Source organism: Streptomyces sp. NPDC052910, assembly GCF_055585605.1.
In genome coordinates this window covers 50788-67668 of sequence record NZ_JBVJJR010000015.1, presented here as the reverse complement: position 1 = coordinate 67668, position 16881 = coordinate 50788, and the positions used below count along the sequence as shown (strand labels likewise).

Below are 16881 nucleotides of genomic sequence, written 5' to 3'. Positions count from 1 at the left end.
CTCGCTGCCCTCCGACCGCCCGCCGGACCGTCGGCGCTGAGGCTGCGCCGGGCCCTGCAGCTTGGAGAACGACATGTCCAACTCCGTCGAAACCCCGGTTGCTCCTGCCCCCGAGCCTGATCCGGAAAGCCGTCTGGGGCCGATCGGTCGGGCCCGTGCTGCCCTGGCGGCTGTCGAGACCCTGATCCGGCTGCGAGAGGATCAGACCGATCCGACGTCCGAGGACCTCGAAGTCTTCGACGGCTGGCCGGGTTGGGGACCGCTCGCCCCGGCACTGGCGGATGACCGAGAGGGAACCTGGGCGGAGATCGGTGAGCAGCTACAACGGCTGCTGTCCCCGCGGGACTACCGGCAGGCCGAACAGGGAACCTCCACCGCCTATTACACGCCCGCGTTGATTGTTGACGCGTGCTGGTCGGCGCTGCAGGACCTCAACTTCACAGGTGGGCGCCTCTTCGAGCCCGGCTTCGGTATGAGCAAGTTCGCGGCGCGCACTCCACCCGGACTTGATGTCGACTGGTTCGGGATCGAGCGCGACCCGACTACCGCGGGCATCGCCGCGCTGCGGTACCCGAATGTCGAGATCGTCAACGCCCGGCTCCAGGACGCCGGACTCCAGTCGAACAGCGTGGACGCGGTCCTGGGCAACGTGCCGTACGGCAACTTCCAGGTCCACGACAAGACCGCGCCGAAGGCGGTCACCGGCTCGATCCACAACTACTTCATCTGGCGCTCGGTGCAGGCCCTGCGCCCCGGCGGCGTCGCCATCCTGCTGACCTCCCGCTACACGATGGACTCCGCGGACGACACCGCCCGCCGCGCCATCGCCAAGCACGCCGACCTGCTGGGCGCCATCCGGCTGCCCAACGGCGCCCTCGCCGAGGGCGGCACCGGCGTCCTCGCCGACATCCTCATCGTCCGCCGGCGCGACACCGACGGCCCGCTGGAGGACAGTTGGATGGAGGTCAGCGAGGTCCCGACGGTCCCCGGCCAGTACGCCAACAACTACTTCCTCCAGCACCCGGAGAACGTGCTCGGCACGTTTGAGCAGGGGCGTGCTGCGCAGCACGGGCACACCCTGGCCGTGAAGGCGCCGGAGGGCCAGGACCTCGGGGCCGCGCTGGGACGGGCCTTCGGTGGCATCACCGCAGCGGCCCGGGATGCGGGACGCGACTGGCGGGTCGCGGTCGGCGCGCAGCCGTTCACCGAGGACACGCTGCCCTTCCCCGTCCGCGAGGACGGCCGGAAGGAAGGTTCCTTCCACCTCGTGGACGGCAAGCCGCACGAGGTGGTCGACGGCGAGCTGGTCGCGGTCGAGCGCGCGGGCAAGGAGCTGCCCAAGCTCATCGCGCTGCGCGACGCCACGCTGACGCTGATCGAGGCGGAGACTGACCACGACATCCCCGACGTGCAGCTCGACCCGCTGCGCGCCGAGGTGAACCGGCTGTACGACGCCTACGTCAAGGCGCACGGCCCGATCAACCGCTTCACCCTCGCCGAGGGCGCGGTCGACGAGGAGACGGGAGAGAAGGCGGTCAGCCGCCGCTACCCGCGGCTGGGTGGGTTCCGCCGTGACCCGGACTTCGTGTCCGTCCTCGCACTGGAGGACTTTGACGACGAGACGCAGAAGGCGGACAAGGCCCCGCTGCTGCTGCGTCGGGTCAACCGCCGCATCGAGCGGCCGACGTCGGCGGAGACGCCGGAAGAGGCGCTGTCGCTCTGCCTGAACTTCAAGAACAAGGTCGACGTCCCCACCATCGCGCAGCTTCTGGGGATCGAAAAGGATCAGGTGGCCGGCGCGCTTGGGGACCTGGTCTTCCCCGACCCGGACAGCGGTGAACTGCTGACCCGCGGTGCGTACCTGTCCGGGCCGGTCGTGGACAAGCTGGAGCGCGCCGAGTTCCTACTGTCGCAGGGCCGCGACGACCTCCAGCGGCACGTCGACGCCCTGCGCGAGGTGCAGCCCGAACCGCTGCCGCCGGAGGACATCAAGGCCAAGCTCGGCGCCCCGTGGATTCCGGTGGAGGACGTCATCGCGTTCGCCGAGGAAGTGCTGGGCGTAGGGGTCGACATCATCCACGTGGCCAAGACGGCGACGTGGAACGTCGACATGCCGATGACGATCCCGGAGGCCGCGACCAGCGAGTGGGGCACCTCCTGCGTCAATGCCTTCGAGCTGCTCGACCTCGCGCTGAACGGTCAGGCCCCGAAGGTCTACGACACCTTCCGCACGCCCGAGGGTGCCTCGCGGCGGGTGCGCAACGACAAGGAGACGATGCTCGCGGAGTCGAAGATGACGGCGCTGATGCGCCGCTTCGCGAGCTGGGTGTGGGAGGACCCCGACCGGGCGGACCGCCTGGCCGCCGACTACAACCGCATCTTCAACAGCACGGTCCTGCCCAAGCACGACGGCTCCCACCTGACGGTCGACGGCATGGACCCGGAGTTCAAGCCGTACGAGCACCAGTGGGACTTCGTCCAGCGCGTGCTGAGCGCGGAAGAGGGCTCGCTGTGCCCGTACCCGGTCGGCGCCGGCAAGACCGCCACGATGTTCATGACGGCGATCAAGCTCAAACAGCTCGGCCTGGTCAACAAACCGATGATCGTCGTTCCCAACCACTTGCTGGAGCAGATCTCCCGGGACGGCAAGAAGCTGTTCCTGAACGCCAAGATCCTCATGGCGGGCAAGAAGGACCTCGCCGACGCCCGCTCGCGCATGCTGTTCGCGGCCCGGTGCGCCACCGGCGACTGGGACGCGATCGTGATGACGCACAACTCCTTCGGCCGGCTCGGGGTCCACCCCGTCACCGAGGCCACCTACCTGGAGGAGCTGGCGAATGAGTACCGCGACGCGCTGAGCGCGATCGACGGCGGCGACGCCAACCACCGGCGGATCAAAGAGATCGCCAAGATGGTCGATCGGTTCGACGCCCGCGCGTCCGACCTGCGCTCGAAGGCCACCGACGCCGGCGTCACGTACGAGAATCTGGGCGTGGACTTCCTCCAGGTCGATGAAGCCCACCTGTTCAAGAACCTCGCCCTGCCGGCCACGACCGAGGGCATGTCGCTCGGCAAGCCGTCCAAGCGGGCCACCGACCTCGACCTGAAGCTCATCGTCACCCGCGAGCGCACCGGCCGGGACAACGTCACCGCCCTCTACAGCGGCACGTTCATCTCGAACTCGGTGCGCGAGATGTACGTCTTCCAGCACTACACGATGCCCAAGCGGCTGGAGAGGCTCGGGCTGGGCAGCCCCGACGCCTGGGCGGCGAACTTCATCCAGTTCGAGTCCCGGCCGGAGGTCGGGGTCGACGGCGTCAGCTTCCGCCTCAAGCGGCGCCCGGTGGAGTACACCAACGCCGACGAGGCCCTGGCCCTGTTCGCGGAAGTCGCGGAGCTGCGGCCACGCGAAGCGTTCAAGATCAAGCGGCCCAAGCGCATCGACCGCTTCGTGGAGATCGAGGCCACCCCGAACCTGGTCCAGTACGTCAGCTCGATCTCCGACCGCATCGACAAGATCCAGTCCGGCAAGGTCAAGCCGTCCAAGGACAACATGCTCAACGTCATCACGGACGGCCGCAAAGCCGCCCTGGACCTTGAGCTGGTCGGGATGAAGCCGGACGGCCCAGGCAAGGTCGGGGCCGTCGTCAGGAACGTCCTTCAGATCCACGAGCGCACCAAGGACCTGAAGTTCCCCGGCTATCCGGACGACATCTCCGGCGGCCTCCAGCTCGTCTTCTGCGACCTGGGCACCCCCAGCAGGGACCGCGGCAGTCAGGTCTACGGCAAGATCCGCCGGGGCCTGATCGACGGCCTGCCGGAGGAAGGACTGCCGGGCATCCCCCGCGAGCGCATCCGCTTCATCCACGACTACAACAGCGACCTCGCCAAGGAACAACTCTTCAGCGATGCCCGCGCGGGCAAAGTCAGCGTCCTGTTCATGTCCTCAGAGAAAGGCGCGACGGGCGTCAACGTCCAGACCCTCGGCATTGCGCTGCACCACGTCGACCCGCCGCACAAGCCCGCCGAGTGGGAGCAGCGCGAGGGCCGACTCGACCGCCCCGGCAACCTTCTCATCGACCTCGACATGCCCGTCGAGTTCCTGCGCTACATCGCGCTGAACAGCTTCGACAGCTACATGTTCCAGCAACTGGAGCGCAAGCAGCGACCCATCGTCCAGATCATGTCCGGCCGCAAGGTCGGCCGTGTCATCCAGGAGATCGACCCCGTCGGGGCCAGCTTCGGGCAGGCCAAGGCCATCGCCACCGGCAACCCCATGCTGCTGGAGCTGGCCGACGTCAACGGCGAGCTGACCATGCTCCTCAACGAGGCCGACGGCCACCGGCAGGCGCAGGCCCGCATTAAGCGCAAGGTCGAGGTTCTCTCCGACCAGATCCGCGACGCGGAGCGCATCTTGCCCGCCATCCGCGCCATGGCCGACGCGGTGACCGCCGCCGGGGACGACGACACCTGGCGCACCGCCGACGGCCGCCTCATCGATCCCGATGACGTCGCCGGCGTCCTCGCGCAGACCGCACAGGGCTCCAAGCCCACCCTCGACTTGAACGCGGGCTACCGCTGGCGAGGCCTGCAAATGGGCTTCACCTGGCACCGGCGCCAACAGTTCGGCGGGATGACCTACGAGGGGTGGGCGCACCTGGTCGGCGGAGGCCACCAGGTCGATGTCCCCCTGAGCCTGAGCTGGTTCGGCAAGGGCCAGTCCTGGCGCATCGTCAAGGCGCTGACGGAAGCCGCCGACGAAGCGGTGACCGCCCCGGTCGAGATCGAGCAGAAGCTCGCCAAGTGGCGCGCGGCACTGGAGGACACCCGATCCCACATCGGGCGCCCCTTCGAGAAGCACGCCGAACTGGAAGCCGTCCGCGAGCGCAAGGCCGCTTTGGAGGCGCAGATCTCGGGCGCCGCCATAGCCTCCGGCCGCGAGGGCGGGTCGGGCCCGCAGTTCGATCCCGGCGCCGCCGCTGACGGCGGCCGCGAGATGACCGAGGCGGAGATGGCGATGCACGACGCCACCGTCATGGCCGGGATGCTCGGCGGCACAGCCGCCGTGGTCAGCGAGGGCCAGACCATCGGCATCGCCCGCCGAGCCGATGCCACGGTCGCGGAACCACAGATGCCCGACCTCGCCGACGACGGGCAGTACCGCGAAGCTTTGCGAGCCCTGATCGTGGCCGCGGCCGCCGACGAGGACGTGACCGCCCGGGCGCAGAACGCCGACGCCGACTACGGCGCCAGCGGCTTCCGCGCGGCCCTCGCCGAGTGGGCGCAGGACTGGGCCTTGGAGCGCGCCAACCTCCCGGAGGACCGACCGGCGTGGCTGCGCGCCTGGCTACAGCCCGAATCAGCCGACACCCGGCAGATGCTGATCGGCGAAGCCGCCTGGATCGTCTGGCAGCAGGCCCGGGCCACCGGACCCGAAGAGGCGCAGCCCGCCCCTACCCGCCAGTCCGCCGGGTGGGCGATCCCAGCGATCCTGACCGCACAGGACATGCAGGACCTTCTGACCAGCCTGGCTGTCGGACCCGACACGGACGGCCCAGACCCACTCCTGTTCCGAGACTGGGTCGCCCGCCGTCAACTTGGGATGGTCAAGCTGGTCCGAGGCGAGCAACTTTCCCCGGCCCTACGCGGCAACGGCACGGTCCGGGTGGCCACGAACGACGATGGCATCCGGGTGGAGCAGGGGGAGGCGTCCACCACGATCCTGTGGGAGGAAGTGCCTGCGTGGATCGACGCGGCCGACGCTCACGATCGTGCCCGGGCCACCGGGCGCCAAGGCGGCGTCCTCGACGTACTGTCCGCCACCCCGGGCACCGTGATCCACGAGGCGCGGATGAGCCTGCTGATTGAGGCCCTGCGCGAGACCACGCCGCCCACCGATGAGCAGTTTGCTGACGCCCGTCACCGGTACGCACCGCCGACGGCCACGCCCGCCTCGAACGCCACCGGCGCCGACGACGCCCCGGCCAACGAAAGCGGGCTACAGGGGGTCGTGCCCGCCCCTGCCCCGGCGGAGACGTCGACCGGTGACGCCGGCCGGCAGGCGCTCTGGCAGGACGCGATCGACGCCCTCGGTGACCGCGTCATGGTCGGCCACATCGGCGGGCCGCAGCCCGCCCGCACCCACCAGTCCGCCGGGTGGGCCATCATGGCGGTCCTCAGCGACGACCAGGTACGCGGGCTCGTCAGCGCGGTCGCGGTCGACGGCCAGCCGGTCAGCACGGTGCCCGGCGTCATGCCCACCGACCGTGTACGGGAGTGGATCGCCGAGCAGCAGCAGACGCCGACGACCGCCTTCTATGCCTCCACCAGCAGCGAGCTGCCTGCCGCCCTGCGGGGCGACGGAGACGTCCGCCTGTCCACCCGCGCGGACGGGCTGACCATCGAACAGGGCGACGTCACCACCACCATCCTGTGGGAGGAACTCCCCGCCTGGATCGACGTCGCGGTGGCGCACAACACCGCCAACCGCGACCCGCTCAAGCCGTGGTGGCAGTACGGGAACCTGGCCGCCGAGATCCACTTCCGGCGCGACGAACGCAACCAGGCCATCCGCACCGCGATGGATGCCCTGGCCGAAGCGTTGCGCGAGACCGTGCCCCCGACCGACGAACAGCTTGCCGAAGTACGCGACCGGTACGCCCCGCCGGCGGCCGCATCGCCCGGCACAGTCACGAAGCCCGCGCCCGCCGCCGAGGACGCTCCCGCCGGGAAGAGTGCACCAGAGGAGTCCACGCAACTCCCCGAGGACGCCTCGCCGATCCCGGGTGCCGAGGGTTACCACTACACCGAGGAAGGCCGCACCGTGCGCCTCTACACCGAGGCGGGCGAGGAGGTCGGCACGGCGAAGTGGAGCTACAGCAGGTACCGCTACGAGGGCGACGTCCGCGGCGACACGGTTCGCGGCACCGAGGATGGCGCCACTGTGGCCAAGCGCATGGCCAACCACCACGCGGTCGTCTACGGCGACCAGGTGCACCGGCCGCCGCTCGATGACCAGGGCCGTGACCCGGTCTGGATTCTGCACAACGGCTCCGACACCCTCGTCTTCGGTGTGAGCCCGGAGGACGACACCGCCCGGGCGGCGATGTGGACCGGCGGCGGCTTCAAGCAGTCCCGCAAGGTCGGCGGCTGGTACCTGCCGCGCACCTGGAAGGAGCCGACCCGCAGGCAGCGAGTGGACGACGCTGTGCGCGTCCTCGCGGCCGCCGGGCGCACGGTCACCGTGCACACCAGCCGGGAGGAGCGTCAGCAGCCTCCACAGCGGCCCGCCCGGCTGCCGGAGCTGGAGGTCACGGCGCCGAACCTCGACGAGGTGCCGCAGTTCTTCAAGGCCGCCCCTTTCACCGACCAGGACGACCTGCGCGACATCCAGCGGCGGCTGGAGAACGCCTACGAACGGTGGAGTCTCCATCCCACCGTCGTGGCCTACCGCAACCAGGACTACGATGTCCGGCCGGACGGCTACGGCACCCCGGACAACCCCATCGCCGAACTGGACGCCGCCTACTATCGGGCCGGGGTGGCGCTGCACGAACCCGTCCCCGGGGGGCCGGGCGAGATCGTCCGCAGGCTCTACGCTGTGACCGCCTGGTGCCGGGCGCTCGAACCTGCCGTCGACGCGGACCTCCTCGACCCCCTCCAGGAGGTGTACGCGGCGGCCCGCGTCCTGGCCGCCCGCTCGCAGGCCACCATCGCCGCCCTGACCGCAGAACGGGCCGCGTCCGCCGAGGAGGCCGCCGCTCCCGTCCCGGCGGAGGGGTCCTCCGCCGCTCAGCAGGAGCCGGACCCCGGGGGCCAGCCGGGTGAACCCGCGCCCGCCCCGGAGGAGGCCGCCCCCGCGGCCGCCGCCGAGGAGCAGCGCCCGGCCGACCCCGGTCCGGTCACCTCGCAACCGCCCTCGGCGTCGGCGGCGCCCGCGCCGGACGCCGACAGCGATCTGCCCGTCGTGTCCGACGAGTTCGCCATCCTCTACGCCGCCTTCCGGGAACTGGTGCCCCTCGGCTTCGCTGACGACGGCGTCACCTGGGACATCAGCCGCATCGTCATGGGTGACGGCGTCCGTGTCGACAGCGCCGTGGTCGAGCGGCTGATGAATGCGGGGCTCCTGGAATACGGGGCGACGCTGAACATCAACATCACCCCGGCCGGACGGCGGCGCATCAACGAACTGGAACGAGCCGACCGCCCGGAGCCCGCTGTCGGTGACCGCGTTCTGTTCGTCGCCACCGGCCGGTTGGGCATTGTCGGCGGCTACGCGGCCAAGGAGTACGGGCGCGAGGCGCAGGTCGTCTGCGACCGGGAGGGCTGGCCGAACGGCTGGGATGTCGACATCGCCCCCCTCTACATCGTCACGGTCCAGCCGGGCGTCATGGAACCGGAGGCGGCCGCCGAGGCGTACCGCGTGGCCGTGCTGCGCCAGAGCCCCGGCACGCTGACCGACCCGGCCCTGCGCGGGCCTGCGTTGGAGGCCATGACCGTCGCGGCACTGGCCGCGCCGCGGGTCACACAGGCGGCCCGTGTCAACGACCAGGACAACTTCATCTCCGTGCTGGCCCGCTGGGCGGAAGGGTGGGTGACCGAAGAGTGGGCGGACGTCCCGACGGGCGACTGGCCTGAGTGGGTCCACCCCTACTTCCGCGGCGGCGACGACGCCGTACGGGACCGCAACGGCCTGCACACCGAACTGGCGGGCCAGCTCTACGCGCAGCTCCACAGCACAGAGGCGGAACCGGCCTCGGCATCGGTCCCAGGCCTTGCGGAAGCCGTGCAGCAGGCCCTCGAAACGGAGTCTGCCGCGGACGCCGACGCCGAGCCGGAGGGACAACTCAACCTGCTTGACAGCAGCGACGAGAGCGCGTCCGCCCCGCAGGGGACATCACCTGAGCCGGAGCAGCACACCAGCCTCTTCCCTCCGGATGGCGCGGAGGTCTCCCGGCCGTCCATGCGGAGCCCCGCCGACAACACCCCGGCCGAGGAGAGTGCCCCGCCGGAGCCGGGAGAGCAGTTGCCCGAGGGCGCCGGACCTGCTGAGGCGCGCGCGCACGGCGGCACCCCCAAGCCGGAGCAGGTAACCGCGCCGCTGGCCGAGGTCGAAGCAGCGCTCACCGCGGCGGAGGGCATCCGCGAGGCCGTCCCGCGCCGTAACACCACCAGCGACCTGGCCCAGGCGCGCGAGGCCTGGGACCGGGCCAAAGCCCACTACGAGGCCGGTCAGCTCGCCGAGGGAGACGGTCACCTCGCCACGGCGCGCAGTCACGCGATCCTGACTCGGTACCGGGAGAGCAGCCACGCCGACGTCCGGCCGCTCATGGATGCCGTGCGCCGGTTCCACGACGCAGTGGACGAGGTCCTCTACCCGGGCGGCGCGGGCTGGCGGCCGGCGGTGGGCGACTACGTCCGTGCCCGGCACCGTTTCGTGCCCGAATCCGAGGGCTTCTGGATGAAGGTCACCACGATCGGGGCCGACGGCATTCACGTCGAGTCCGGCTCGACCGGCGAGGCCAAGGCCGTCGTGCAGCCCACCGACCTTGGGCCGCACGCTGATCTGCCCTGGCAGGAACAGCCCTCCCGCGCCCCCGGCGAGCCGAGAGCGTCGGATCAGCAGCGGCGGGACCTCCTCGGCATGCCGCCACAGCCGGTGCCCGAACCCGTCCCCACGCCGCCGGCGCCGACGCGGCCCGAAAGTCCGCCCGCCGACCTGGACGAGGAGCAACTGGACCTCTTCGCGGCCGGGGGGCCGAAGCCACCCGCCGCCCTGGAGGAGGTGGCGCCGGCGGTCGACTCGGTCAACACCTCGGTGTCTGACACCGAGGCGCCACGCGAGGGCGGTCTGGGCCTGGAGGACGAGCAACTTCCCCTTTTCGGGACCGATGACACCGCCCCGGGCCCGGGCACGGCGGCCGGAGAGGATCCGACCGTCCCCGACGCGTCGCCGGCCGACGCCCCCGCGTCGCAAGGCGCAGATGAGGACCCCGACCAGCCAGACCAGGAGGAAGCAGTGGCAGACGAGCCGGAACCCAGCTCCGTCGCGATGGACGTCCCGGCCGTCGCCCCGACCGTGGGACGCCTCCCGGCGGAAGTCGACGCGCAGGAGGAAGCGGAGCCTGCCATGGACGTCGAAGACCCGCCCGCCCCTCGGGCCTTCACCGAGACGTTCCCGCTCCCCGCCGATGCCCGCTACCGACTCCGGCTGACCATGGTGGAAGGAGAGGGGCCCCGCGAGGGTGAGCTGTTGTATGGCGAGAGCACCGTCGCTACCGTCCGTCTGTCGGCCGTGGGGAGCTGGTTCGCCCGGATGGCGGACGGCGTGCCTGCCGATGTCACGGCCCTGAACAGCTCCCCGCAGGGAGCGGCGCACCAGGCGGCGAGGATGTTTTCGGTGCTCACCGGGGAGCCCTACGGCGAACCACCGACCGCGGTCGCCGCCGACGGACGCCTGTCCCGGGCGGACGTGCTGCGCGGCGAACTGCGCTCCGCCGCCGAGCAGCACCTGCAGGCCGTCACCTCGGCGGCCGCGCAGGCGGGCAGGAGCCACATGCGCAACCCGCAGTTGCAGGCGCTGACCACCTGCCTCAACGATCTGGCTGCGGCTCTACCCGAAGGCCATAACGCTCGGCAGATGGCCGCGAATCTCGCCGCAGTCGAGCAGGCGGCTCGCGCCTGGGGCGGCACTATGCCGGCGGACCCCCTCCTCGACGTGCGCCAGTACCTCGGATTCCCGCTCCTGAACCTGCTGTACGACACACGGCGGTTGCAAGGCCGCCTCCAGGCCACCCAGGAGGCGGTGCAGGCCGAGCGCGCGGCCGCCCAGGAACAAGAAGCCACGGCCACCGTCCTCACTTCGGAACCTGTCCGCGAGGAGCGCGCACAGTCGGCTCCGCCCCCGGCGTCCGACCCTGCTCCGGCGGTGGAGCCGGTGCGCGGCCCCACCGTCTCTCTCGCGCTGCGCACCAGAGGGCGGGGCCGGGTGTTCGTCAGGGTGCAGACCGACGCTGCCTCGAACACTCTGGCCCTGCCCGGGATCAGCGTTGCTGACATGCCGTGGCAGAACCTTCGGACGTCGGTCGAGGTACCCATGCTGCTCCGCCCGGCCGAGCGCGCGGAACACTTGGTGTCGGACGAGGAGACGGAGGCATGGCTCGCCACGCACCTGCCAACCGGCACGCTGGCCCCGGCGTGGAGCGTCGCCAAGGTGCGCGCGGCGCTCGTCGCCGCGGTCCGCGACGCTCTGCGCGACGGCATGGCGCCCAGCGTGGATGAAGTCGCCACCTGGCTGGTGAACACGGCTGCCGAGCAGGAGGGACTGCTCCGCGCGGCGCACGCCGCCGCCAACCTGGAGGAGTTCGGGCCCCTGTTCGCCCGGGCCGCCGACGCCCTGGTCGGGGACGGAGTCTCCGAGCACCTGGCATGGACCTACCTCGGGAGGGAGGCGGCCGGTCGTGAGCAGGTGCTGGCCCTGGCCACCCCGCGCGTCTACGAGCGACTGCTCGCCCTGCCCGCGCCCGCCGACGCACCCGGCTCGGAGCGGGCCGCCGATGTGGCGTCGACCGGCCAGCCTGCCCCGAATCCCGAAGCACCGGAGGCCCCCGACGTGGCCACACCCGCCCGCTCCACGTCCCCCGAGACTCCGGAGGCGACCGGGCCGGCCCCCAAGGCCGAGGGGGCGACGGCCGAGTCGCCCGCGGCTGCGGAGCCCTCGGGGGAGCTGGTGCTGTGGACCGGCCCGGCGGACCCCGGCCCTGCGGACGACCGCCCCGTCGACGTCGTCGCCGACTTCGCGGCCGTCCAAGAGGCGTGGGATGACCACGTGCCTGCTGACAAGGGCACGAGCGCGGACCTGTCCGCCTCGGTGATCGACGAACTGCGACGGCTGGAGAAGCTGTTCGCCGAGGCGGTCGCCACGGTGCAGCCACAGGCCGTTGCCCAGGCGGCACCGGTTCCCCAGACACCGCCGACCGCCGTGGTGCAGCCCGCCGAGCCCGCCACCGCGCCGTCGCCCGCCGAACCGACCGAAGCGGCGAAGGGCCGCGACCCGCAGCAGTCGGCGGACGCGGTGAACGCGGCGCTGCGGGAGGCCGAAGCGCACGCCCCCGTCCTTCAAGACCTGCCGGAGTGGCAGCGCATCCAGAGCGTGAAGGGCGCGATCGGTCACCTGATCAGTGTCATCAAGGAGCGGGCGGGCGAGCATGCCGGCAAGCTCATGGGCGACAACCGGGTCACCCAGTTCGTCCGCCGGGTCTCGATCCGCGCGTGCGAGAAGATCGCCGAGTTGGCACAAGCTGCCGCCGACCGGCTGCGCCGCACCAGCGAGCACGGTACGGACAAGCGCGAGGACCTGCCGAGCGCGGAGGCACTGCTGCGGCTGGGAGATGCGGCTCTCGAGTACCGCGGTCCCCGGCGCGGGGGCGGCGGCACCCCGCCCTCGGCCGCGAACGGCGGGGGCACGGTCGACGTTCCCGCGATGCGCAAGATGGGCGAGGCCTTGAACCGGCCGATGCCCGGTGCGAAGCGCGGCGTCTCCGCGGCGGCCGCCCGGGGCCGGTCGACCACCACCGCGAAGCGGGGAGGGAAGAAGGCGGCGTCCGGCGGCACCGAGCAGGCCGGGCACCTCCGCCGTGGTGCTGCCGAGCAGCCGCAGGCCCGCAAGCCCAACCAGCGCTGATCGCTCTCGCTCCCGCCTGAGCCCGGGCGCCCACCGGCTGCCCGGGCTCGGCCGGAGGCGGTCCACGCGCTCTCTGTCGTGTCGGGGTGCGGCAGACTGCTTCCGTGACCACAGCACACCCTCGCGGGCGGGCCCTCGGCCGCGGGTTCCAGCCTCTGACGGCTGCGACAGACGTCCCGGCCCTCCCGCTCGCGGACCGCGCGGCGCCCGGTGTCGACGAGCTCGCCGACGCCGCCGCCGAAGCGGCGTGCGCCCTTGCCGACGCGGTCGCTCCGTCCGGCTGGAGCGCGGCCGCCGTCGAGGACGTCCTCGACGCCATCGACACCCTCGCGGCCGCGCTGGCCGCTGTCGATCCTCCCGCCGCCCGCCTCCTCGCACCCGTCCCGGCCGCTACCGCCGCCCTACGCCAGCGCATGCAGCCGCCGTCCTCCGCGGGCGAAGCGGTACTGCCTGGGGGCCGCCGGCGCCGCCTCGGACACGGCGCTCAGCCCCCACAGGGATGACGAAGAGCGGCGGAACCCCGGAGGGCCGAGGTCGTTGCCTCGGTATGGACTCGACGAACGCCATGGATGCGGCCGAGGTACTGCGCGCGGTCCGGGCGGCCATCGCGCAGGAGAAGCAGCGAGAGCAGGCCTTCCGCGAGTGGGAGCGGCTCATCGGGCAGGCCCGTACAGAGCCGCTACGCCCGCCGAACGCCGTTCCGCCGGTCAGGGGATAAGCCGGTGAACTGGGTTGGTTAGTTGGCGAGGGCGATGGGCTTTTGGGGGGTGCCGTCGGCCAAGAGCCCGGCGATCAGGTCATCGAGCCGGCCGGGGTAGACGGTCTCACCGGTCGTGCGCAGCTCGTCGACGGTCCACCAGCACAGGGCCCGGATGGTGTCGGGCTGGGCGGCCCGGGTGAGGTCCACCGCGCTGGCAGCGAGGCGAGCGAGGTAGTACCGCTCAACCTGGCGGACGGCCCCTCCTCCGACATCATGCTCTTGGCTGCGTTCGGCGACCTGCGGGCCGAGCTCGGCGTCGACGACGCCGAGCTCCTCGTACATCTCCCGTCGGAGGGCGGTCTCGTGGTCCTCGCCCTCCTCCAGCGATCCGCCGGGCGTCGCCCAAAACCCCCCGCCTTCCTCATAGCGGAGGAGAAGAACGCGGTCCTTCTCGTCGAGTGCGATGACACGGGCGGCCTGGCGGAGGGGTGGGGTGGTCATGGGGTCAGTGTGGCCGGTTCGGCGTTCGTGGAGCGGATGCCCAGGTACTCCCAGAGCGCTTGGGCCGTGAGGCTGGGGACGTGGAGGTGGGCGTCGAAGCTGAGGTCGGGTGCGGAGGGGACGGCGATGAGGGTCATGCCGGCGGCGAGGGCGGCGGTGGCCCCGGTCGGTGAGTCTTCCAGTGCGACGGCTTGCCTGGGGTCGATGTCGAGCGTGGCGCAGGCGTCGAGGTAGACGTCGGGGGCGGGTTTGGGGTGGGTGGCAGTGTCGCTGCCCAGGATCGTGTCGAAGGCGCCGAGGTCGAAGTGTGGTTCGAGGTAGGCACGGACGATGGGGGCGGGGGTGTTGGAGGCGACGGCGAGGGGTCGGGTGCCGGCGAGGGTGTGGACGAGGTCGACGGCGCCGGGCATGGGGGCGTGGCCGTCGCCGAGGTTGGTCTGGACGAGGTCGTACAGATGCTGGCCCAGGACGTGCGGCTGGGCGGGGTGATCGAGGAGCTCGGCGAGGCGGTGGCCGAGGGGGATGAGCTGGAGGCCGACGAGGCCGCGGCGGTCGGCGGGCTTCAGGCGCTGACCGTAGCGGGCGGCGAGGGTTTCGTAGGCGCGGTCCCAAGCGCCTTGGGTGTTGACCAGGAGTCCGTCGCAGTCGAAGACGACGGCCGCGTGCCGGATCTGCGGTCGGGATAACCCGGTGAGAGCCATGGTGCTGTGTCCTTCCTGGCGAGGAGTGTTCAGCGGGGTTTGGTGGCGACGGCGCACGCGAGCAGCGGGTAGGCGGGGTCGTCGCGTTCGAGGGCCCCGGCGGGGAGCTCTTCGGCGGCCAGGCCGAGGAGCATGGCCTGGCAAGCGGTGAGGTTGCCGTGGCCGGTGACGGTGACCTCGCCGTTCCAGCGGGAGAGCAGTCGGGTGAGGCCGGGAGGGGTAAGGCGCCAGAGGTCGCTGTCGGGGGTGGTCTTGGAGAGTCGGCCGACGGTGGGGGTGGTCAGCAGCAGCGTGCCGCCCGGGGCGAGTGCACGGTGGCAGTTGTCCAGCGCGGCCTGCGGTGAGGCGAGGAGCTGGAGGGTGTGGGTGAGCACGATCGCGTCGAAGGCGGCGGGCGGCAGGGAGTGGGGGACGGTGAGGTCGGCGTGCAGGGTGGCGCGGGTGTTGGCGGTGTCGATGTCGATGACCGTGGTGGTCGCCACGCCGGTGCCGTAGGTGCGCAGATAGGTGTCGTCCTTGACCTCGGCGGCGTGGCCGCGGATGAGGTGCGCGTGGCGGGCGAGGAAGCGGTCGATGAAGTGGCGGTCGACGGGGGTGCCGCGGTCGTAGCCGTAGAAGTCCGAGACCGGCTCGGCGGGCAGGCAGAGGGCGGGCTGTGTCATCGCCGTGCTCCGTTCATGGTGAGGGTGGTGAGCTGATCGAGGGCGCGGTGGAGGTCGGCTTGCAGGCGGGGGATGCGGTCGCGGCGGGCGGGGGTGGGGGCCCAGCGTTGGTGGGAGCGCAGTTCGCGGGCGCTGGTGAGGGTGGCGGCGAGCCAGAAGGCCGCCTGATACGAGGGCCTGGCGGGAACGGCGGTGGTGAGGGCCTGCCGGTTGGCCGGGTGCTCGCCGAGGAGGACCCACAGCACGGCGTGGTCGTAGCCGGGCAGGCGCAGGGCGAGGAACTCCAGATCGACCAGAGAGAGCGGCCCGCCTCCGGGTGGGGTGAGGGCGTTGGCGGGGTGCCCGTCCCCGAATTCGAGCCGCAGCGGCAGGTGCCGGCGGGCGCGGTCGAAGGCACGCCGTGCGGTGTCGAACTGCTGGGACGTGAGCAGGCCGAGGGCGGCGAGCTGGCTGGGGTAGTCGCTGTCGTCCGCCCACGCGCCGCGCGGCCGCCAGTGATGCACCGCTTCCAGCGAGGCCAGCAGGGCATCGAGGGCGCCCGTCGGCAACGGTGCGCGCGGGTACCGCTCGGGGGCGAGAGGCTGTCCGGGCAGGCGAGAGATCACCAGGACAGGGGCCTGGTGGTCGGCGCCGAGGAGCTCGGGCATCGTCACCGGTGGCCGGGCCGATCGCAGGGCGCGGTAGACGGCGATCTCGTGGCGGGCCCGGCTGAGCCAGAACGGGCGGCGGTCGACCGGGACCTTGGCGAAGGCGGGCCGGTCGTCGACGGTACCGGGGACCAGCAGGGAGGTCTCGGTGGCCAGCGGCGCGCCGGCGGGGGTGAAGCGGGGGAGGCAGGCGCGGGCGGCGGCGACGGCCTCCTCGACGGCCGGGGCGACGAACACGCTCGTCACGGGGTGCTCCCTTCGGTGGCGGGTACGGGCAGCGGCCAATCGCCGGGCGGACCCGGCGGCAGACAGCGAAGGAAGTCGAGCGCTTGGTCGAGGAGCACGGACGGCGCGCTGGTGCCGTCCAGGTGCAGCACCCGGCCGGGCAGGTGGGCCAGTGCCCGGGCGTAGTAGCGGGCCATCGCCGCTCGTGCGGCCGGGGCGACCAGGTGAGCCGGGAGGGAGCCGCGGGCGTGCAGCCGGGCCCGGGCGAGGGGTTCGGGGACGGACAGGTGCAGCACGGCGTCCGGCGGCCGCAGCCCGGCGAACAGACGAGCCGCGTAGGTGAGGTCCGCGGGGACGCCGATGGCGCGCATCGCGGCTTCGTGCGCGGCCAGCGAGAGCGGGCACCGGTCGAAGACCACCACCGAGTGGGTGGCGGCTGCGCCCTGCCGGGCCTGCTCGACGGCGGCCAGATGATCCAGCCCGGCGCGGGCGGCCGCGGCATCAGATGGTGGCCACGGGGGCAGCGGGGCGAGATCGGCGTACTCGGGCACCACGTGCGCGCCCAGGGCCCTCGCGAGCGGGCCGGCCAAGCTGGTCTTCCCGGCCCCGCACAGGCCCTCGACCGCCACCTGCATCTGCCCGATCAGGGCGGTGTGCGCGTTCGGGGGATGCTTCACCGGAACGCCTCCGTGATCTCGGGTGCGCTCGCTACCCTCGGGCACTCCGGGGAGAACCGGGACGGGCGAAAGCCGTGAGAGGAACG

8 protein-coding genes are annotated in these 16881 nt (G+C 72.0%); 3 read left to right on the top strand and 5 right to left on the bottom strand.

All coding sequences use genetic code 11. From position 1 onward, the window contains the following. The first annotated feature begins 73 nt into the window (after window positions 1-73). The 3 genes from ACZ6X9_RS32270 (at window position 74) to ACZ6X9_RS32260 (ending at window position 13400) form a co-directional block, all read left to right on the top strand. Window positions 74-12682 (top strand): hypothetical protein, encoded by a 12609-nt coding sequence (locus ACZ6X9_RS32270; protein ID WP_469781585.1) that lies wholly within the window; start codon window positions 74-76, stop codon window positions 12680-12682. 104 nt (window positions 12683-12786) lie between these two features. Continuing rightward, window positions 12787-13185, top strand: a complete 399-nt coding sequence (locus ACZ6X9_RS32265) for a hypothetical protein (RefSeq protein ID WP_469781584.1) — start codon at window positions 12787-12789, stop codon at window positions 13183-13185. 44 nt (window positions 13186-13229) lie between these two features. Beyond that, complete coding sequence (locus ACZ6X9_RS32260; protein WP_469781583.1) at window positions 13230-13400, top strand: hypothetical protein; 171 nt, start codon at window positions 13230-13232, stop codon at window positions 13398-13400. 18 nt (window positions 13401-13418) lie between these two features. Here ACZ6X9_RS32260 and ACZ6X9_RS32255 read toward each other — a convergent pair whose 3' ends face one another. From ACZ6X9_RS32255 to ACZ6X9_RS32235, 5 genes are read right to left on the bottom strand one after another with little or no spacing between them, the layout of a single operon-like run. After that, entirely contained in the window at window positions 13419-13883 is a 465-nt protein-coding gene (locus tag ACZ6X9_RS32255; protein WP_469781582.1) for an NUDIX hydrolase, read from the bottom strand. After that, window positions 13880-14584 (bottom strand): HAD family hydrolase, encoded by a 705-nt coding sequence (locus ACZ6X9_RS32250; RefSeq protein WP_469781581.1) that lies wholly within the window; start codon window positions 14582-14584, stop codon window positions 13880-13882. Before ACZ6X9_RS32250 ends, ACZ6X9_RS32255 begins: the two co-directional genes overlap by 4 nt. 29 nt (window positions 14585-14613) lie before the next feature. Beyond that, on the bottom strand, window positions 14614-15246 hold the full coding sequence (locus ACZ6X9_RS32245) for a class I SAM-dependent methyltransferase (protein ID WP_469781580.1): 633 nt from the start codon (window positions 15244-15246) through the stop codon (window positions 14614-14616). Then, window positions 15243-16139, bottom strand: coding sequence for a phosphotransferase (locus tag ACZ6X9_RS32240; RefSeq protein ID WP_469781579.1), 897 nt, complete (start codon window positions 16137-16139; stop codon window positions 15243-15245). Before ACZ6X9_RS32240 ends, ACZ6X9_RS32245 begins: the two co-directional genes overlap by 4 nt. Next, on the bottom strand, window positions 16136-16795 hold the full coding sequence (locus ACZ6X9_RS32235; RefSeq protein ID WP_469781578.1) for an AAA family ATPase: 660 nt from the start codon (window positions 16793-16795) through the stop codon (window positions 16136-16138). The genes ACZ6X9_RS32240 and ACZ6X9_RS32235 overlap by 4 nt, the downstream gene beginning before the upstream one ends. Window positions 16796-16881 lie beyond the last annotated feature (86 nt).

Excerpts from the sequence above, each read along its gene's own strand:
- ACZ6X9_RS32270 (WP_469781585.1), top strand. The coding sequence starts at position 74 with ATGTCCAACTCCGTCGAAACCCCGGTTGCTCCTGCCCCCGAGCCTGAT.
- ACZ6X9_RS32260 (WP_469781583.1), top strand. The coding sequence starts at position 13,230 with ATGGACTCGACGAACGCCATGGATGCGGCCGAGGTACTGCGCGCGGTC.
- ACZ6X9_RS32255 (WP_469781582.1), bottom strand. The coding sequence starts at position 13,883 with ATGACCACCCCACCCCTCCGCCAGGCCGCCCGTGTCATCGCACTCGAC.
- ACZ6X9_RS32250 (WP_469781581.1), bottom strand. The coding sequence starts at position 14,584 with ATGGCTCTCACCGGGTTATCCCGACCGCAGATCCGGCACGCGGCCGTC.
- ACZ6X9_RS32245 (WP_469781580.1), bottom strand. The coding sequence starts at position 15,246 with ATGACACAGCCCGCCCTCTGCCTGCCCGCCGAGCCGGTCTCGGACTTC.